General features: G+C 42.4%; 17 protein-coding genes and 1 tRNA gene. 6 read left to right on the plus strand and 12 right to left on the minus strand.

Annotated elements, in window-relative coordinates; all coding sequences use genetic code 11:
• Positions 1 to 12: 12 nt before the first annotated feature.
• A complete protein-coding gene (locus tag HWV58_RS18665; RefSeq protein WP_175635539.1) occupies positions 13 to 3,054 on the minus strand; it encodes a SusC/RagA family TonB-linked outer membrane protein in 3,042 nt (1,013 codons plus the stop codon).
• Positions 3,055 to 3,268: 214 nt separating this feature from the next.
• On the opposite strand from HWV58_RS18665, the gene HWV58_RS18670 reads away from it, so the two are divergent.
• The 6 genes from HWV58_RS18670 to HWV58_RS18695 all read left to right on the plus strand — a co-directional run bounded on the left by HWV58_RS18670 (position 3,269) and on the right by HWV58_RS18695 (position 8,497).
• Positions 3,269 to 4,132 carry an AraC family transcriptional regulator gene (locus HWV58_RS18670; protein ID WP_175635540.1) on the plus strand — a complete coding sequence of 288 codons (864 nt, stop codon included), beginning with the start codon at positions 3,269 to 3,271 and terminating at the stop codon, positions 4,130 to 4,132.
• Between the two features lie 83 nt (positions 4,133 to 4,215).
• A tRNA-Pro gene (locus tag HWV58_RS18675) sits at positions 4,216 to 4,289 on the plus strand.
• A 966-nt stretch (positions 4,290 to 5,255) separates the two neighbouring features.
• A complete protein-coding gene (locus HWV58_RS18680; RefSeq protein ID WP_175635541.1) occupies positions 5,256 to 5,723 on the plus strand; it encodes a nuclear transport factor 2 family protein in 468 nt (155 codons plus the stop codon).
• 170 nt (positions 5,724 to 5,893) lie between these two features.
• A complete protein-coding gene (locus HWV58_RS18685) occupies positions 5,894 to 6,397 on the plus strand; it encodes a DinB family protein (protein WP_175635542.1) in 504 nt (167 codons plus the stop codon).
• Positions 6,398 to 6,770: 373 nt separating this feature from the next.
• The gene (locus HWV58_RS18690) at positions 6,771 to 7,565 is read left to right on the plus strand and encodes an SDR family oxidoreductase (RefSeq protein WP_175635543.1); all 795 of its coding nucleotides are present in this window, start codon (positions 6,771 to 6,773) and stop codon (positions 7,563 to 7,565) included.
• A 17-nt stretch (positions 7,566 to 7,582) separates the two neighbouring features.
• Positions 7,583 to 8,497, plus strand: a complete 915-nt coding sequence (locus HWV58_RS18695) for a helix-turn-helix domain-containing protein (RefSeq protein WP_175635544.1) — start codon at positions 7,583 to 7,585, stop codon at positions 8,495 to 8,497.
• On the opposite strand, the gene HWV58_RS18700 is transcribed toward HWV58_RS18695, so the two are convergent.
• The 11 genes from HWV58_RS18700 to HWV58_RS18750 form a co-directional block, all read right to left on the minus strand.
• Complete coding sequence (locus HWV58_RS18700) at positions 8,498 to 9,196, minus strand: sulfite exporter TauE/SafE family protein (protein WP_175635545.1); 699 nt, start codon at positions 9,194 to 9,196, stop codon at positions 8,498 to 8,500. It lies immediately after the preceding gene.
• Positions 9,196 to 9,624, minus strand: coding sequence for a FixH family protein (locus HWV58_RS18705; protein ID WP_175635546.1), 429 nt, complete (start codon positions 9,622 to 9,624; stop codon positions 9,196 to 9,198). Before HWV58_RS18705 ends, HWV58_RS18700 begins: the two co-directional genes overlap by 1 nt.
• A 12-nt stretch (positions 9,625 to 9,636) precedes the next feature.
• Positions 9,637 to 11,004 carry a cytochrome c oxidase accessory protein CcoG gene (ccoG, locus tag HWV58_RS18710; RefSeq protein WP_175635547.1) on the minus strand — a complete coding sequence of 456 codons (1,368 nt, stop codon included), beginning with the start codon at positions 11,002 to 11,004 and terminating at the stop codon, positions 9,637 to 9,639.
• Between the two features lie 6 nt (positions 11,005 to 11,010).
• Positions 11,011 to 11,922, minus strand: a complete 912-nt coding sequence (locus HWV58_RS18715; RefSeq protein WP_235972767.1) for a cbb3-type cytochrome c oxidase N-terminal domain-containing protein — start codon at positions 11,920 to 11,922, stop codon at positions 11,011 to 11,013.
• A gap of 81 nt (positions 11,923 to 12,003) precedes the next feature.
• Positions 12,004 to 12,159: a hypothetical protein gene (locus tag HWV58_RS18720; RefSeq protein WP_175635548.1), complete on the minus strand. Its 156-nt coding sequence runs from the start codon at positions 12,157 to 12,159 to the stop codon at positions 12,004 to 12,006.
• Between the two features lie 2 nt (positions 12,160 to 12,161).
• Positions 12,162 to 14,303 carry a cytochrome-c oxidase, cbb3-type subunit I gene (ccoN, locus tag HWV58_RS18725; RefSeq protein ID WP_175635549.1) on the minus strand — a complete coding sequence of 714 codons (2,142 nt, stop codon included), beginning with the start codon at positions 14,301 to 14,303 and terminating at the stop codon, positions 12,162 to 12,164.
• 61 nt (positions 14,304 to 14,364) lie between these two features.
• A complete protein-coding gene (gene ccoS, locus HWV58_RS18730) occupies positions 14,365 to 14,547 on the minus strand; it encodes a cbb3-type cytochrome oxidase assembly protein CcoS (protein WP_175635550.1) in 183 nt (60 codons plus the stop codon).
• On the minus strand, positions 14,544 to 16,928 hold the full coding sequence (locus HWV58_RS18735) for a heavy metal translocating P-type ATPase (RefSeq protein WP_175635551.1): 2,385 nt from the start codon (positions 16,926 to 16,928) through the stop codon (positions 14,544 to 14,546). The genes ccoS and HWV58_RS18735 overlap by 4 nt, the downstream gene beginning before the upstream one ends.
• 44 nt (positions 16,929 to 16,972) lie before the next feature.
• Entirely contained in the window at positions 16,973 to 18,319 is a 1,347-nt protein-coding gene (gene hemN, locus HWV58_RS18740) for an oxygen-independent coproporphyrinogen III oxidase (protein ID WP_175635552.1), read from the minus strand.
• Positions 18,319 to 18,750, minus strand: coding sequence for a Rossmann-fold NAD(P)-binding domain-containing protein (locus HWV58_RS18745; RefSeq protein ID WP_175635553.1), 432 nt, complete (start codon positions 18,748 to 18,750; stop codon positions 18,319 to 18,321). Before HWV58_RS18745 ends, hemN begins: the two co-directional genes overlap by 1 nt.
• Before the next feature lie 509 nt (positions 18,751 to 19,259).
• On the minus strand, positions 19,260 to 20,291 hold the full coding sequence (locus HWV58_RS18750) for a response regulator (RefSeq protein WP_175635554.1): 1,032 nt from the start codon (positions 20,289 to 20,291) through the stop codon (positions 19,260 to 19,262).
• Between the last annotated feature and the right edge of the window lie 13 nt (positions 20,292 to 20,304).

Below are 20,304 nucleotides of genomic sequence, written 5' to 3' on the forward strand. Positions count from 1 at the left end.
TTTTATATAGATTTAGAAACCTAGTTGAAAGCCTGTTGAATATGTTCTCATCATCGGATACGCGTAACCATCAAAACTGTTTGCTTCAGGATCGCCGTATTTTACTGAAGGTCCAAAAGCGAACAAATTCATGCCCGATACAAATAAAGACAGGTTGCGGATCCAATTTTGTTTGTTAAGAATGGCTTGTTTAAAATCGTATGATATAGTAACAGATTTTAATCTGACATAGGTAGAGTTTCTGGCCCAGAAATCAGATGACGCATAGTTGTTGTTATCGTTTAATGATGCATTTCCTGCTCTTGGAAAGGTAGCATTAGGATTGGTGGGGGTCCAAACGTCAGATTGGAATTGAAAATCCAAACGTCTTTCACCTTCGGAGCCCATTGCCGCACTTCCCATATAGGTTTCTCTTGATCCGGTACCTTGAATAGTTGCTGCAACAGATAAGCCTTTATAGTTTGCACCCAAATCTATTCCGTAAACAAACGTTGGAGAAGTGTTATGCCCAAATCTTTTTTGATCTTGTCCGTCTATTTTTCCGTCGCCATTTACATCTTCATATTGTAAATCTCCGGGTTGAAGATCTCTTGAAGTGATACGCTTTGGATTGTTGAGTATGTCTTGTGCATTGGTATAAAATTTAGCCCCAACATAGCCCGTTCCAACATAAAATTTCTCGTTTCCTTGTGCCCGTATACGTGGGTTGGCAAGAGTAACACTATCTTCGTTGGTTTTAAAAGCAAAAGATCTGTAGTAAGTGAAATTGAAACCAGCATTGAAATTAACGCGGCCAATATTAGTTTTATACCTTAAACTTCCATCAATTCCTTCAATTCTATCTTCGGCCTGAGATACTACAAGCGGTAATGCATATCCAATAGGATCGGTATAACGGAAAGCTGCAGAAGCCAGGTAACCTTTAGTTTTTTCAAAGAAATAATCGACAGAACCTTCGAGTTTATTTTTAAACATAAAGAAATCTAAACCCGCGTCATATTTTGTTCTATCGAACCAGGTGATGTTGACACTCGGGGTAGGGCCGGGACTAACCGTGTTTTGTAACTGGCCATCAACTACATAAGCATTTGTGTTATAGTTGTAGGTTGGTAGGTAAGCATAAGCAGCATGATCTGCACCATTTATACCCACCTGACCATAAGAAACCCTTAATTTTAAGAAATTAAGCACATTACCATCTTTTATTTTTTTGAAGAAACCTTCTTCAGAAATTGCCCATCCTGCTGATACGGATGGAAAGAATCCCCATCTTTTGCCACTAGGGAAATTGTCAGATCCATCATAACGACCAGCAAATTCAATAAGGTATTTTCTATCGTAATCATAATGAAAACGGCCAACATAGCCCATCCATGCTTGTTCACCTTCTGTGTTCGATGCCGTAATTAATGAGGCATCACCTTTCTGAATTTGTTTAATTTCGGTAACTGTAAAACCTCTTGTTCCGGCACCTAGGGTATTACTGTAGGTGTGCTGTTGTGTTTGAACTACTGTAGCCTCGATATTGTGTTTTGCAAACAAGGTTTTTTTGTAATCTGCTCTTACGTTAACATCGAACCTGCTTGTGAGATACGAAGATCTGTTAACACCAATGTTTGCCGGTATTTCCTTTGTTGCATTACCAGCCTCATCAAAGTATGTAGCTGTTTGAATCCAGTCAACCCGGTCTAGTGATTCGATATTGTAATTTCCGTTGAAGCCGAAACTTAAGCCACTCACTCCAGGCACTGTCCAGGTTAATTGTGCACCTAATTGATTGTAAACGGTTCTTAATTTGATATATCCCGGACTGAGTAGCTGAAGCGCCGGATTATCAAATTGATTGGAAATATTGCCAGTAGCAGTAAATGGCTTTTCAAAAGGATTTCTATCTCTTAAACGTGAAAATATTGTTCCAGCCCCTGCCGGTGGATATTTTTCGTCCGTTAGTGTACCATTGATATTAAAATCAAATGTTAAACCAATTTTATCAAATGTGGTACCTACGTTCGATCTATAGTTGTACCGGTCATAATCTAAGGAGTTAAATTTATAAATACCTTGTTGCCCCAGTTTATTCAAGCTTCCTGAAAATCTCAACTTCTCAGTACCACCGTTTATAGTAATCGAATGCTCGGCCTGAGGAGCAAAGTTGCGTAGTAACGCGTTTTCCCAGTTGGTGTAATCAGATAAATGTTGTTTAATATCTTCTAGCTCTGCCTGGGTTTTAAAAGAATAAGTTCCTTGCCCCAGGGCCTGGTTAAGGTTATTAATGGCTACAGCATGTTGGTAAGCATCAAACCGTTTCGTAGGGTATGAAAGCATATTGAACGCAAAATTTGCCTGATAGTCAATTTCCAGCTTACCGGCTTGTCCTTGTTTAGTGGTAATTACAATAACTCCATTACCTGCGTTCATACCGTAAACAGCAGTCGAGGCACCATCCTTAAGTACAGTTAAGGAGTTTATATCAGCTTTATTTAAGGTTAGAAAACGTGCTCGTGTAGAAATAAAGCCATCTATAACGTACATGGGTTCGCCATTACCTCTGATCGATATGCTTGCGCCATTTTGGCCGGGCTCAGCACTTCCTTGCTGAACAATAACCCCCGGAATTCTTCCTTGTAAAGCCGTTCCCATGTCACCAACCGGCAAAGTTTTTACGTTTTCAGGGTTTAATGTTGATACTGCCGTTGAATTTTTTCGAACGTTAGTAGTTCCGAATCCTACCACTACAACATCATTCAACGCATTTTTTTCATCTTCGCTTAATGTAATATTAAGTCCTTTGGGATCATTTGCTGCTACTTCGATTGTAGCATAGCCCACAAGGCTAAATCTTAGCTTTGCACCCGTTGGTTTCGGGATTTGAATAGTGAAACGGCCCTCATTATCGGTTGTAACGATAATGTTCTGCCCGATTACCCCCACATTAACGCCTGTGAGCGGTTCTTGTTTCGTATTTCTTACGGTTCCTTTTACAAGCGTTTTATCTTGCGAAAACACCGCGGAGGATAGAAATACAATAAAACAAATTAGGAAAATTTTCTTCATACAGTTTATATTGTTTTTGGTTAAAAAAACTCCGATAGCTCTGCTACAGTTTATATCAGACGATCAAAAGTTTACTAATACTAAAAGTACGGGCAGCCCAATTTCTTTTGTAAAACTATAATTGTAAAAACCTAAACTTTTTTACCTCGAATAGGTGTATTTTACTATTTATCATTAATTTAGTTTACTTATAAGGGCTTAATTCGAAAATTTTATGAAATCTGAACTGATTAATGTTAACCATTCGGGTAATAAATCCATCCATATTAAACACATTGATAATAACCGGCTTATATCATCATTCCATTTCCACGATCTGTGCGAACTGGTGTGGATTGAGCGGAGCCAGGGTAAACGGATTGTTGGCGATCACATCGGGAATTTTGAAGATGATGACCTGGTATTAATGGGGCCAAACCTGCCACATATCTGGCAGAACGATAAGAGTTACGAAGATATGGACGATAAAACAGTTAAATCGGTGGTGGTATATTTCAGTAGCGATTTTTTCTCCAGTCTAACCGATGATCAGGAGGTTTTGTTGCAGGTAGATGATCTTGCTTCGCGGGCAGCGCGGGGGATGGTATTTGATAAGGAAACCACTAACATGGTGAAACCGATTTTACTTAGCCTGGCTAACAATGATGGTTTTGGTAATATTATTTCGGTAATCGAAATCATTAAAATACTCGCCAAATCGAAAGATTACAGATACCTTTCGAGTGCAGCTTTTAAAAACCATTACGACGAAAAAGATAATAACCGCATCAATAAGGTTTATCAGTTTTTAATGAAAAATTTTCATAACGATATCCACCTCAATGAAGTGGCTGAGTTATGCAACATGACTCCCAATTCTTTTTGCCGCTTTTTTAAAATGCGGGCGCAAAAATCGCTCACCCAGTTTATCAACGAAATCAGGATTGGCCATGCCTGCAAGCTTTTACAATCAGAAGATAACAGCATTACCGATGTGTGTTATGCCAGTGGTTTTAACAACCCCACCAATTTTAATAAATTTTTTAAGGCGATAAAGGGAATGAAGCCTTCCGAATACCGGAGTATGCTGCGGAAATAAAAAAAATAAAATATCTGTCTGCCACTCTTGAGATTTTCGTTCCGGATGTTATCTTTGTTCGTTTTTCAGATCAAATAGATCAACGGGATGTAGCGTAGCCAGGTATCGCGCCAGCATGGGGTGCTGGAGGTCGGAAGTTCGAATCTTCTCATCCCGACAACACAAAGAGCCTTTAAATATCATATTTGGAGGCTTTTTTGTTTTTGAGTAAATTGTGTGTTCCTTGTTGGTCCTCGCTGGTTGGGATTTGTAATCCCGATCGTATTTCTAACGCTTTTAACTATTATATTCTTTACAACTTAATGACCTTAATGATGAGTGTGTTTTCCGTCAATGGCATCAATGGAATATCAAATCCAAATTTTTATTCTACCACCTTAGACACCTAAGCGCATTTAAAGGGAATACGAAAACTAGCCATAATTTTTGTATATTAGTTTAAACAAAAGGATGATGACCCAATTTAATCGATCTGATTAAAAGTTAAAAAAAATATCACACCACTCCACCTTTATGCCACATTTACTCCACATTAAGGCCACCTTCCAGCCAGGCTTGCCTGTGTACTGCTTCGGCCCAGGTAGAGGGCTATGTTGGCTTTACTTCGGTAAATGCTAAGCGCTGTTTACATTTGCCTATAGCCCGGGTTTAGAAAGCTTTCGGTTAGTGGGTTAAGGATGGCTGGATAAAAGGTTTAGGAATGATGGTGCACCTATCCACTTAACTCCTGCTAGCCCGCATAGGAGATCCTGGTTAGTCGGGATTTGTAATCAAGACTGTATTTAGATGCTTCGTTGCACTCAGCATGACAAGTTACCGAAGGTGATAGCGTTTAGCGAAGGCACATTCAGTCTGTTGCGCCCGTAAAGGTATTTTTTTATCATTAAGGCATTAAGTGCATTAAGTTCGATTTTAAATAGGTAACATACATTAGCGTTTCAAGCTATCGTAGGCTTTATTTCTTAATGACCTTAATCTCTTAATGATGAAAGTGTTTTACCATCTAAGGCATTAAGTCCAGACTTTTATTTTACCACCTTAGACACCTGAGGGCATTTAAGGGGATGGTATTTAACCTTTTAGAGATGCTTCGCTGCGCTCAGCATGACAGATCGTCTAAGGTGTGTTAGCTGTTTTAGGTAGTGAAAAGATTTTTTCTTACCGTAGATATAAAACAGATATATTGATTAGCGCTTTTATATCTTTAGCAGAAAAAACAGCTATGGAAAGTAAAATTCTAAAGTTAGAAGAACAGCTTGTTGCTGCCATCTTAAATAGTGATGTGGAAGTATTAGAAGAATTACTTCACGATCAACTCGTATTTGTTAATCACACGGGGGCAATACTTTCCAAAAAAGAAGATTTAGCTCCGCATATTAGCCATGATTTAAAAATTACTGGTTTAGCGGTTTCAGATCGGCAGTTGCAGCTGTTCGGAGATACCGCTGTGGTTGTGGTTACAAAAGAAATAAAAGGTAGCTATCTCAACCAGCCGTTTGAAAGTAAGTTGAGATTCACCAGAACCTGGAAATTGTATGAGCAGGATTGGAAAGTAATCGCAGTAACCAGTGTACCACTACAGGTAGGTTAAAAACACATCCTTGTTGGTCGGGATTTGTACTCCCGGCCGTATTCATTGCGTTAATTTTTAATCTATTTAACTAATCCGGCAGGCAAATATTTTTGTCTGTTATACGCTCAAAAATCTGTCTCAATCCAAAATATTCCTTATTTTTATTATACAACAAAACATGATAAAAAATGATGAAACAAGCATTAATTGGTGAGTTCATGCATGAAGCTGAAAACACCAGAAAGTTATTATCAATGATTCCGGATAGTGCATTGGAATACCGCCCGCAACCACATCTTTGGTCGGTAGGACAGCTGGCTTCGCATATTGCCGAAGTGTACAACTGGTATGAGGCTACATTTGATCAGGATGATTTTGATATGGGTTCTTATAAATATGATAAAGGAGATATCAGCAAGGCCGCTAATATCCTGGCCAAGTTTGAAGAGAATGTTGCCAGGGCAAAGACGGTAATCGAAAACTCTGATGAATCTAAGTATATGAATACCTGGACAATGTCTGCAGGAGGCAACCCACTGATGCCGGCGATGCCAAAGATTCAGGTAATCAGGGGATTTCTTTACAATCATTTGTACCACCATCGTGGAGAGATGATCTCACATCTCAGGGCAAGTGGTAATAGGGTACCATCGCTTTATGGGCCTAATTACGAAGAATCGCAGGCGTTCTAAATTTTAAGAACGCAGGCTGACTTATTAAGGCTCTCTAATTTTTTTAGGCAGCCTTTTTATTTTTTCATTTATCCGTTCCCCATTACTAGCGCAAGTCTTAGCGGGGAGGATAGCGTTGTTGGTTGACTTGTGCTTTTAAAGCCAGTAGGGTTGTAAAGGATTGATTAAGATTGGTTTAATGAAGCGACATTCAGTCAGTTGCATAGACTCATTGGCGAGGGCACAAGTCAGGCAATTGTACAGGCCTGGAGCGCTAAGACTTGCGCCAGTGGTGATCCATAACCTTCCGTCATTTCGGCTACAAATAGCTGCATTTTGGCAACGTAAGCCAGTTGCCCGTAAGCGAATTTTGTATTGTTAAAAGAAAAACAATATGAAAACAATTTTTATTACCGGTGCTTCAACTGGATTAGGCCGGGCCACCGCGATATTATTTCAGCAAAATGGATGGAAAGTAATTGCTACCATGCGTAAACCAGAAGCAGAAACTGTACTGGGGCAATTGGAGAACGTAACCCTTTTACCACTCGATGTAACCAATGCCGAACAGATTAAAAGCACAGTAGATTTGGCGATACAGCAAGGTGTAGATGTGGTGTTTAATAATGCAGGTTATGGTTTAGTTGGCCCAATGGAAGCCATTGCTGATGAGCAAATGGTTAGACAATTAAATACCAATCTTTTGGGTGTAATGCGCGTAACACTGGCTTTTATTCCCTATTTCAGAGAGAAAAGGGCAGGTACCTTTATTACCACCACCTCAATGGGCGGTTTGTTTGCTTTTCCGCTGGGCTCGGTTTATCATGCTACCAAGTTCGCTTTAGAAGGTTGGAGCGAAAGCCTTTCCTTAGAGCTGGGGTTGTTTAATATAGGCGTTAAAACCGTAGCACCGGGTGGTATTGCCACCGATTTTATGGGCCGTTCTATCGATGCACCTTCACATCCGGCTTATGAAGAAGCTAACGAAAAACTCTGGGGACTTTTTAATGCAGATAATTTCTCAACTGCCGAACAAATTGCCGGAGTAGTTTACGAAGCAGCTACCGACGGAAAAGACCAGGTGCGCTATGTAGCCGGCGAAGATGCAAAAGCATTGTATGTACAACGAACTGAAATTGGTTACGAAGCTTTTAGAAAAGAGATGCGTAAAAACATTTTTGGACAGTAGATACTTAAATTAGCCTAATGAAAAGAGCTGTTGTCGCACCGCACAAAATAGATACCATTACGGGCTTACACCGCATGTTGGGCCTGCCGGGCCCGCTGCACCCTTTGGTAAGCTTAATCGATAATACTAAAATTGCGGTGGCGGTAAACCATCTCCCCGAAACATTTATATTAAGCTATTATAAGATTTCATTTAAAAAACTGCTCAAAGGCCGCATGGGTTATGGGCAGGGCTATTACGATTATGATGAGGGCGGCCTGGTATTTACCGCCCCTCATCAAATTATATCTATTGATGCCGAAGCTGAGTTTTATGGCGCTACCTTATTAATTCATCCCGATTTTATCCGCAATTACCCTTTAGCCAAAAACATTAAACAATATGGTTTCTTCTCTTACGAAACCAATGAGGCGCTGCATTTGGCAGAAAAGGAACGGACAACCATTTTAGAGGTGCTGGCGCATATCGACAGGGAACTGAACAACCCAATCGATGACTTCAGTCAGGATGTAATTATGGCTTACATCGAAGTATTGTTGAATTACAGCAACCGTTTTTACAAACGCCAGTTTATTACACGCAAGGCTGTTAACCACGATTTGCTTTCTAAAATGGAGCAATTGCTGCACGATTATTTTGATGTAGAAAATGGTTTGAATAAAGGCTTGCCAACTGTAGAGTACCTGGCCGATCAATTGAATCTTTCGCCCCGCTATTTAAGCGATATGCTCCGCTCGCTTACCGGACAAAATGCGCAGCAGCATATTCACGAAAAACTGATCGAAAAGGCCAAAGAAAAATTGAGCATTACCAGTTTATCGGTGAGCGAAATTGCCTATGCGCTGGGTTTCGAACACCCTCAGTCTTTCAGTAAATTATTTAAGAGCAAAACCAGTCAGTCGCCGCTTGCATTCAGGCAATCGTTTAACTGATTAACGGCAAAGCACCGTTCCGTTAAAGTGAGTACTCATATTGGGCGAAATAAAGGGAATACCCAACTCCGCCGAACGGAGCAAAAGCAACACGCCCATAAAAAGCATAAACCAGGGAATAAGTCTTTTGGTATTAAACCGAATGTATTTTTTGAGGTAAATACCACCCAGCGAAATCATCATCAATAAAGGCGAAGTGCCTAAACCAAAAAGGAACATGAATTGCAAACCGCTACTTACCGATGCGCCATTAACAGCCGTAGCCAAAGCCAGATAAACCATACCACATGGAATAATACCGTTGAGCATACCCGCCATCAATTGCCAGAAGGGAAGGCCCATGAGTTTACCCATCAATTTGGCAACAGGATGAATGAGTTTAAACTGAACTGCACTGAGCTTTTGGCTGTAAGCTGCCCGCATTTGCAAAAGGGTAAACACAATTAACAACAAGCCGATGCTAATGCTGAGCATTTTTTGGTTAGCCACCAGATTGAAGGTGCTACCTAGCCAGCCAGCAATAGCACCCATAACTGAATAGGTGAAAATCCTGCCCGATTGGTACAGCAACATGCCCCAGGCCGCTTGCCAGCTGCTTTTCTTTTCAAGGGGCATCGAAAGCATCAGCGGACCGCACATTACGGCACAGTGCAGGCTTCCGAGCAAACCCATTAAAAATGCAAGTGGGAGGTTATTCATTACAGGGTGATACTTTTTTTATACTGGTATTGTTTGTGCTTGCTTTCCCATTTTAAATCGAGGTACCACAGTCCTTTATCTGCAGGTTTCCGTTCCAGTAAAATGAGGTGATCGTTGCCAATGGTATTGCCCACCTGTTTTTTATCGGCTTTGGCGTTGGAGGGGCGCATTAATACCAGCGCATAACTGGCACTGTCTTTTAACCGGATAATTACCTGACTGGGATTTACAGTAATTACCGGTTCGGCATGATCGGAAAAGGTATTCGCCTTTAACTGGTATTCTTCTTCGTAACGAAGTCCTTTTTCGTAATAGTTACTTTCTACCAGTGTATCATTCCCCTGTTTGCTGAGCATGTAAGCACCCAAAGCCAATATAAAAACTATAAAAGCGGCCATGGTAAGCATAATTTTATTTCCCCAGTTCATATCGTTTCTATTTTAATTTGGATTGGCAAAAAAGCTGGTCGTTGCCGTGCTGATTGTTTGCTTATCGGCCACAACCTCAAAAGCCACCTCTGTTTTATAGCTTTTAATCTGTCCAGGTTTTCTGATCAGGAAAAAAGTTAATTGTACCGTTCCTTCTTTAGGCAGCAGGCTTTCGTTCTGGATAAACAAAATACTGTCGGTTTTATTGGTCGGTTTAAAGCTAAAGCGGATATCGCGGTTGGTTTTGTTAATCAGTTCGGCATTGTAAAGGTTGCTGATACTGCCATCGGCACGGGTTTGAAATAACGTACCACTTGCCCTTAATACCGTGGTTTCTACATTTTGCCTCTGATAAATAAGCGATGAAAACAAGATCACAGCTACAAACAGCACAGCAGCATAACCATAAGCTTTTAAACCTGCTTTAAAAGGTTTACGTGTTTGAATGAAATCGTTGTTATAGAAGCCAATAAGGCGTGTAGGCTTGTTAATCTTGATCATTACCTCATCGCAGGCATCGATACAGGCCGTACAGTTGATACATTCGAGTTGCGTGCCCTTGCGGATATCGATACCGGCAGGGCAAACCTGCACACAGAGGCTACAATCTACACAATCGCCTTTTAAACTACCAAGATCTTTTACGAGCTTACCGCGGGGTTCGCCACGGGTTTCATCGTAAGCTACAATTAAACTCTGGTTATCAAGCAAAACGCCTTGCAAACGGCCATACGGACATATAACGGTACAAACAATTTCGCGCACATAAGCAAAAACGATGTAGAAAACGGCAGTAAACAAGCAGATAGAAATAAAACCTGAAATATGTTCCGATACCGGTTCGGTAATGATTTTATATAGTACATCGCTCCCGATAAGGTAGGCCAGAAAGGTATTGGCAATGGCAAAAGAAATGATCAGAAATAGCAGGTGTTTGACCGATTTTTTGAAGATCTTTTCTGCATTCCAGGCTTGTGCATCCAGTTTTTTCTGACGTACGGCATCACCTTCAATCCAGTATTCGATACGGCGGAAAACCATTTCCATAAATATGGTTTGCGGACAGGCCCAGCCGCACCAAAGCCTGCCCAGTACCACGGTAAAGCAGATCACAAAGAGGATAAAAATCAGCATCGCAAAGGCGAAGAGATAAAAATCCTGTGGGGTAAAAATCAGTCCGAAGAAAACAAATTTGCGGGTAATGAAGTTGAGCAGCACCAGCTGTTCGCCTTTAAACTGTAAAAACGGAAAACTGAACAGGCAAAGCAAAAGTGCATAGCTTACCCATTTGCGGTAGGTATATAACTTACCTGAGGGTTTCTTTGGGTAAAGAAAATTACGGCCTTTGCCTTGCTGATCGGTCTTGTTTTTTTGTGGCATTGCTAATTACTTGGTTGCTGGTTCATATTTTTCGCCCTGTGGTGCTTTGGCACCTGCCGGTTTGCTTCCTTCGAGCGATAAAATATAATTAGACACCTCGCTGATCTGTTTCGGCGTAAGCGTTTTTTCCCAGCTTATCATTCCTTTTGCCGGAACGCCGTATTTGATGGTTTTAAAAATATTGTTAATTCCGCCGCCATGCAGCCAGAATTCGTCGGTAAGGTTAGGGCCAATTAAACCACCCCCGGACGGGCCATGGCAAACGGCACAATTTGCAGCAAAAATGGTTTTACCCGATTCGATTACAGGTGCAGCCTTGTCGGCTTTTACCGAGTTTTCGTCAATTGCATTGGCCGATTTTTGAAGGTAAATGGCTTTTTCTTCAGCCGAACGCGTCATTTCTGCCTGATACAATTGGTCCTGGTTTAAACCATAACCGCCAATGTAATAGTAGAAGAGATAGCCAATGCCAAATAAAATGGTACCGTAAAACAAAAAGTTAAACCAGGCCGGAACAGGATTGTTGAGCTCATGGATACCATCATAAGCATGGTCGATAACAATGTCTTTTTCTTCTTCGATAGGTTTTAAACCCAGTATTTTGCTCCAGATAGAAGGTTTGTGCTTTTTGGTTTTCAGCCAGCTATCGTAGTCGAGCGCAGCTTCTTTTGCTGGAGCATGGTAAGGTGTTGGGTTAAGCTGCTCGCGGTACATCACCTTAAAAGCATTTAATAAGGTAATGGATACAACCAGCAATACGAGTACAAATAAAAGCATGATCAGCAGTAGTGTTTCGGCCTGACTGAGGCCTAATAAACTTGGATCCGAACTCACTTCAACCGGCGCCACTTGCTCATCAGCTGCCAGCGCCGTTATTGCGGGTAATATCAATAGGAGGGTGATGTTAAATTTTTTCATCCGTATGTTTTGTATTTATGTTGCGAAGGTTACAGGCTTTTGTGGTGTAACCTTCGGTAATAATGGCTAATAATGGGGCTCCTAATCGTTTAAAGGTAGCTGGCTCATGTTGCTGATGTGTTTCTTGTTCAGCTTAATGAGGTAAATGCTCACGATGATAAAAAAGACCATAAATAATAGCAGCGAACTGATCAGGTAATATTCGCGGCCTGCTAGGTTTTTAAGTTGTTCGAACATGGCTATTGGTTTGAAGGTATAGTTTCTTTATTGGCTTTAATGTCGGTGCCGAGGCGTTGCAGGTAAGCAATAATGGCTACAATTTCCCTGTCGCTTTTTACCTTAATGTTGTTTTGTTTCAGGTCTGCGGTAATTTCCATGGCCTGCTTTTTCAGGTCATCGTTGGCCGTTTTATCAAATCCTTCAGGGTAAGGAACACCTAAAGTTTGCATGGCCCTGATTTTGGCAGGCGTAGTGCTGATATCAAGTTTCTGCTCAATTAACCAGGGATATGGCGGCATAATACTGCCCGGAGACATGGATGCCGGATCGAGCAGGTGGTTGAAATGCCATGCATGCGAGTACTTTCCGCCCTCGCGGTGTAGATCCGGTCCGGTGCGCTTACTGCCCCATAAAAACGGGTGATCGTACACAAATTCTCCGGCCTTGCTATATTCGCCATAACGTTCTGTTTCTGAACGGAAAGGCCTTACCATTTGCGAATGGCAGTTTACACAACCCTCGCGGATATACAAATCGCGGCCCTGAAGCTCAAGGGCAGTATATGGTTTTACACTCGAAATGGTGGGTACGTTAGATTGAATGGTGAAGGTTGGCATCATTTCTACCATCCCGCCAATTAAAATAATGATGAGCGAAAACACCATGAATTTCATGGGTTTACGTTCCAGTACGCGGTGCCATTTTTTATCCATCGGATTGGTTTCTACAATTACCGGCGCTAAAGCCATGGCTTCGGCAGCTTCATTGGCTTGTAAACTTCCTTTTAGCATGGTTTTGGCCAGGTTAAAGGTCATTACAATTGCACCCAGCAAATAGAAACCGCCACCAACTGCACGGAATACATGCATTGGGATAATTTGAAGGGTTACGGCCAAAAAGTTAGGGTATTTTAAAAGCCCTTCTGGTGTAAACTCTTTCCACATTAAGCCCTGGGTAAAACCGGCCCAGTACATCGGTACGGCATAGAAAAGAATTCCCAGCGTACCAATCCAAAAGTGGAAACCCGCCAGTTTTTTAGAGTAAAGCCCGGTTTTGTAAATTCGTGGAATGAGCCAGTACAGCACGCCGAAGGTTAAAAATCCGTTCCAGCCCAAGGCACCTACGTGCACATGCGCTACAATCCAGTCGGTAAAGTGTGCAATGCCGTTAATCTGTTTAATAGAAAGCATGGGGCCTTCGAAAGTGGCCATACCGTAGCAGGTTAGTGCTACTACCATAAATTTCAGGGTTACATCTTCTCGCACTTTATCCCAGGCACCACGTAAAGTAAGCAATCCGTTAATCATACCGCCCCAGCTTGGTGCAATAAGCATGATAGAGAAAACAATACCTAAAGATTGTGCCCATCCCGGTAGCGATGAGTAGAGTAAATGGTGCGGACCGGCCCAGATGTAGATAAATATAAGCGACCAGAAGTGGAGGATACTCAGTTTATAAGAGTAAACCGGTCTGTTGGCCATTTTGGGCAGGAAATAATACATCATACCCAGATAAGGAGTAGTTAAGAAAAATGCCACCGCATTGTGCCCATACCACCATTGTACCAGTGCATCCTGTACACCGGCATACCAGTAGTAGCTTTTCATAAACGAAACAGGCAGCTCAAACGAATTTACGATATGCAACACGGCAATGGTTACAAACGTGGCGATATAAAACCAGATGGCTACATAGAGGTGGCGTTCCCTTCTTTTAAAAATGGTACCGAACATGTTGATACCAAAAACCACCCATATGAGCGTAATGGCAATATCAATCGGCCATTCCAGCTCAGCATATTCGTGCGAAGTGGTAAAGCCCAGAGGCAGGGTAATTACAGCCGAAAGGATGATGAGCTGCCAGCCCCAGAAATGTATGGAGCTTAAAGCATCGCTAAACATGCGTGCTTTGAGCAGGCGTTGCAGCGAATAATAAACACCCATAAAAATGGCATTACCTACAAAGGCAAAAATTACGGCATTGGTGTGCAGCGGACGGATACGGCCAAAGGTGGTATATTGGCTGCCCATGTTCATGCCGGGTTTAAATAACTGCATGGCGATGAGGAGGCCCACTGTCATGCCGATTACGCCCCAAACTATGGTTGCGATACCAAAGTTGCGGACAATCTTATTGTCGTAAGTAAATTTCTCTAACTGCATAATAATTAAGAAGGGTTGTTAGTTTTTGTACAGCAAATGTATTCAGGCTGGCTGTGCCCAATTATGATGTGGGTTGGTTTGAAATGTGATTGTCGTCACTTTTGGTTTCATCGTCAAAAAGGATGCGCATACCTGGAGTGTGCACATCATCGTGCTGACCGGTTTTGGAAGCCCAGAAAAATGCAGCCAGAAAAACCAGGGCCATTAATACGCTGCAACCGACTAAAAAATACAGGATGTTCATAATTTATTTTTACGTGCAAAAAAGTGTGTGGCAATAGAGGTAAAAGAGATGATGGTAATGGTACTGATGGGCATGAGCACAGCTGCAATTAATGGATACAAAGTACCCTGAACAGCGAAATACAGGCCAATACAGTTATAGGCAATGGCGATGGCAAAACTGATTTTAACCACTTTGAGCCCATCGCGGCTTAATGCAATAAAGTTGGGCATCAGGTTAAGGTTGTTTCCGGTTAAAATGGCATCGCAACCGGGGGTAAAGTTGTTGATGTTATCGGTGATGGCCACACCAAAATCACTCTGTTTTAATGCACCAGCGTCGTTAAGGCCATCGCCCAGCATCATTACCTTGTGGCTGGCCCTTTGTTGCTGCAATACGTAAGCTAATTTTTGATGGGGGCTTTGCCTGAAACTGATTTTGGTATTGGGTGGGAACATGGTTTTTAATTCCATATACTCGCGGTCTGTATCGCCTGATAGTACATGCATTTTAAACCTTTTGCCCAGCTTTTGAATGAGTTGGTTTAATCCGACACGCCATTGCTGTTCCATTTGGAAATGGCCTTTGTATCGATCTCCGATTACGACATGCACCCCATTGCTGTTGGGTATCTTAACATTTTTGGGCATCATGGCGTGGTTTCCGAGATAAATCTGCTGCTGGTTTACCCGGCCCGAAATGCCTTTTCCAGCGCGTTCGGTATAATGGCTTACCTGTAAAAAATCATCGCAATGCAGGTATTTTAAAATGTGGCGGCTTAGGGGATGCGATGAGTTTCTTACCAGCGATGCGATTAAGCTTTGTTCGTGATCATCGAGCTGACCTGAAAAAGATAGTCTGGCATTTTCTGTACTGGTTAAGGTTCCGGTTTTATCAAAAATGAGGGTGTCGCAGGCTGCAAGTGCTTCCACGGCATCGGTATTTTTAACATAAAAGCCCTTTTTGTCGAAAATAGAAAGGATGGCCGAAAGGGTAAAAGGCGTGCTTAGCGACAGTACGCAGGGGCAGGCCACAATTACAACGGCTGTAAAGGCTGCCCAGGCTTTGCTGCTATCATTTTGCAGCAACCAGTAAGCCGCTGCCGAAAAGGCCAGTATAAAAACACCCAGACTGAAATACTTGGCTACGCGATCGTTAAAGTTCTGTTTTTTTAAATCGGCCTGGTAATTTTCATTGTTCCATAAGCCGGTTAGGTAACTTTGCGATACCGGTTTAATTACCTCCAGTTCTATGGCTTCGGCGGTTTGCCTGCCACCAGCGTAAATAATTTCACCAAGCACTTTATGTACCGGTTCAGCTTCGCCGGTTACAAAACTCATATCCATCCAGGCATCGCCTTTCATTAAAATGGCATCGGCAGGCACAATTTCACCGTTCCTGATCCAAAGCCTGTCGCCTATGGCGATATCTGCTATCGCTGTAGGTTTTTCTTTCCCGTTAATCATTTTGGTAACGGCAATTGGAAAGTAAGAGCGGTAATCGCGATCAAAAGAGATGTGGTGATAAGTTCGTTGTTTAATCCATTTGCCCATCAGCAGCAGGAATACCAGTCCGGTAAGCGTATCGGCAAAACCAGGCCCGGTGCCCGAAAGGATGTCGTAAGCTGTTCGTAAAAAGAGCATGGCTATAATCAGGGCCAGCGGGGTATCGAGGTTAATTCGTTTGTGTTTTAAACTGGTTATTGCCGAAACAAAGTAATCTTTACCACAGTAAAATGCCGCAGGGATAGAAAAGGTAAGGTTTAGCCAGCCAAACAGCTGTTGAAATTGTTTTTCGAAACCATCCAGCCCGAAATATTCAGGGAAACTGAACAGCATTACATTGCCCATTAAAAAGCCTGCCACGGCAATTTTTTGGATCAATTGCTTATTGATTGACCGGTTATTTTCTTTCACTACGTCCTGCAGGCTGATTAAGGGAGCATAACCGATTTCGTTTAAAATTTCGACGAGTTTACGGAGCGGAACTTCCTCGTGCCGGAAACTGATGGTTACCTGGCGCTTTAAAAAATCGATGCGCGAAGAAAAAATGGCAGGATTAATTTTATACAAATGCTCTAAAAGCCAGATGCACGAACTGCAATGAATAGCAGGAATGTAAAAGGTTACAATGCTGGCCTTATCGTGCTGGTAATCGAGTAGCTGACTGATAATGGCAGGCTCGTCGAGATATTCGAAATGGCTGCTTTGTTCAGCTCTTTTGCCGGGCGAATCGTTGTAAGTATAATAATTGCAAAGGTTATTTTCGGATAGGATCTTATACACACTCTTGCAGCCCGTACAGCAAAAATCATGACCGCTATAGGTAAATTTAATCTGTTCTAAAGGCTCGCCGCAGTGGTAACAAAGTGTTGCTGCAGCCGTTGTGTTTTGATTTTCCATAATCGGGTAATTTGTGTTTTATCGATAGGCTATTTCACAAGGTTTTATATGGCATAGCTGAACATCTGGCTTTCGGGTGTTTTTTCCCAGAGGCGTTCATCAAAAGCCATACAGATATTCCTTAAAAAGGGCTTTCCCTTTAGATTTACACTCAACTGGTTTTCGGTCAGGGAGATTAAACCGTCATCAAGCAGCGAAGCCAGCTTATAATAGGCAGGTTTGGGAATTCCATCCAGGAAAAGGCTCTTGCCATCGCACATAATATTGCGGATGTGCCTGCGGATTTTTAAATCTTTGCGAGAGAGGATGTGACCCTTTTCTATCGCAAAACGACCACTGTTAATGGCATCAAGGTATGCTTCAACTGTCTTCACATTTTGGGCAAAAGCGGTATAACTATCGCTGATTGAAGAAACTCCAAGCCCAATAAGCAACTGTGTGTGCTGGTGGGTATAGCCCATAAAATTTCGGTGGAGGTTACGTTGTTGCGCAGCCAGGTACAAACTATCGTGCTTTCTGGCAAAGTGATCCATACCGATATCATAATAGCCAGCTGCAAGCAGTGCATCCTTACCCAATTGATATAAGCCGAATTTAGCTTCGCCTTGTGGTAGGTCTTTTTCGGTGTAGCGGCGTTGTCCGGGCTTTAACCAGGGCACGTGCGCATAACTATAAAAGGCAATTCTATCTGGATTGATCCTGATTACCTCTTGCAGGGTTTCGCTCAAACCAGCCTCAGTTTGAAAGGGCAGCCCATAAATCAAATCGAAATTGATTGAGGTATAGCCAATTTTTCGGGCCAGCGCTGTAATGTCTGCTACCTGTGCAGGTGTTTGAAAGCGGTTAATCATTAACTGCACTTTAGGATCGAAATCCTGGATACCCAGGCTCAGCCGCTTAAAGCCTAAGTTAAATAGGGTTGTTAAATGTGCTTTGGTGGTATTGTCGGGATGCGCTTCAAACGAAAATTCAGCATCGCTTGTGGGGTCGCATTTACTGATAATGCCGGTAATGAGTTTTTCGAGGTTCTGCGCATTGAAAAAGGTAGGCGTACCGCCACCCAGGTGCAATTCTCTTATTTTAGGCCTGCTGCCTAAAACCTGCAAATACATATCCCATTCCTTTAGTACTGCATCAATGTACGGTGCTTCTACCTGGTGGTTTTTGGTAATGCGGGTGTTGCAGCCGCAATAGGTGCATAAACTTTCGCAAAAGGGCAGGTGGATGTAAAGGCTTATGCCCTCGCTTTTGTAATCTGCAAAAGTATTTTTTACCGAAAGTTGCCACTGTGCATTGTCGAAACGGTCGGTTTCCCAAAACGGAACAGTGGGGTAGCTGGTGTAGCGCGGGGCAGCAACATTGTACTTTTTGAGCAGGTTTAAGGTATTCATCAGGCTTTGTTTAATGTTTTCGGAACGGAGCAGTTGTTCTGGCAGCAGCAGGCACTGCCTACACATTTGCCTGCAGCCCAGTTATCGAGGTTTTTAATCACCTGCAGCATCCGGTCTAAAGCACTTTGTCCGTCTTTTAACGGTACATTGGCAATTTTAAAACCTGCTGTTGCTGCGGATTTTAAATCCAGGTGACTCGTTTCGAAAGAGGAGGTTGCAATGTATTTTACGCCCAGTTCCTTCAACCGGGCAATGAGCGCCTGATCTACCGTATCGTTATTGAAAACAAGTAAAGTTTCCTTTCCTGCAGCAAAAGCGATGGTTTCGGCCGATAGGCTGTTGGCGATAATGGTGATATCGTGTTTCTTGTGGTTAGCCAGTACCAGGCATTCTTTTTCGTCGGGCTTAATGTTATAAGCAATTGCTTTCATAAACAAATTTTTAGTATTCAAAACTATCATTTGTTGATGGTGGGGGCCGTGAGGTTAGTCAGCTGAAAAAATGATGTTGATCAGGAATGGGGATTTGGATTGGCCTGGTGTGGCCAGGTGTGGCCACGGAGGCACGGAAAAACACGGATGGTTTGATTGCAACGCGCACAAGGGTAAAAGCTAATGATCAGTGCAGACACTGACCATGGCGGAGGCTTTTTGTTAAACGATATGATCGTTTGGTTATTTACGCACGCGTTAGAAACGCGCGCAAGCGTAAATTGGCTTCGTGTGGCTAGGTGTGGCCATGGAGGCACGGAAAAACACGGATTAGTTTGATTGCAACGCGCACAAGGGTAAAAGCTAATGATCAGTGCAGACACTGACCATGGCGAAGGCTTTTTGTTAAACGATACAATCGTTTGGTTATTTAAGCACGCGTTAGAAACGCGCGCAAGGATAAAGGCTAATGGTCTGTGCCTCCACAGACAATCATAGCAATACCAGTCTTATTGCTTAATGTTTTTCAATTTGGAAACAGCGGTAATCTTTATTGCATTGCCACTTTTTTCAATAAGCTTTTCTTCTTTAAAATCGGCCAGCATGCGGCTTACTGTTTCGCTTGCAGTGCCTACCATTGCGGCAAGGTCATCGCGCGATATTTTAATCGTAGAACTATCATTTTCAATCGTACCAAATTTTTCTGCAACCTGCACCAAAGCATCTGCAACACGTTTACGCACCGAAAAATAGGCCAGTTGCAGCATCTGGTTTTCCTTATCGCGCACACTGCCCGATAGCAGGCGGATAAAAGCTGCCGATAGGGGTTGATGCTGGTAAAGGTAATCGGTAAATTCTGATTTGGGGATTAAAACGAGCTCGCAATCTGCAAGTGTTGCCGCATTGTCTTCGTAAGCACGCTCGGTAAAAAGGCTTTCGTAACCAAAAAAATCGCCGGTTTGGTAAAGTGCCGAAGAAAGCTCGCGGCCATCTTTAAAACGTTTGTAGGTTTTAACCTGTCCTTTTTTCAGGTAGTACACATGGTTAGGCTCATCTTCCTCTACATAAATAAGCTGTTTATTGGCTAATACTCGGCTCTTTCCTTTTTTTATCAGTTCGGTAAACAATGATTGGGTATCAATATCAGCGCCGTTAAAATGACCACTTGTTTTACTTTTTTTTAATCGGCCTTCTATGGCATTAAGCAGTTCTATATCATCAAAAGGCTTGGTGAGGTAATCGTCGGCACCCATTTCCATTCCCTTACGCATATCGGCACGTTCACTTTTGGCTGTAATGAAAATGAAAGGAATGGAAGCTGTTTGCGGGTTTTTATGCAGTAGGTAAAGCACACCATAACCATCCAGCTCGGGCATCATAATGTCGCACAAAATGAGATGGGGGTGATGTTTAATCGCCAGTTCTACTCCGACCTTTCCATTGTTTGCAGTAAAAGTTTCGTAACCGGCCAGCGAGAGGATTTCTGCCGTGCTTTCGCGGATATCGTCGTTATCTTCAATAATCAGTACTTTCTTTTTCATGCTGGAAGGTGTT

It is taken from the genome of Pedobacter ghigonis, from assembly GCF_903166585.1.
Taxonomy (GTDB): Bacteria; Bacteroidota; Bacteroidia; order Sphingobacteriales; family Sphingobacteriaceae; genus Pedobacter; species Pedobacter ghigonis.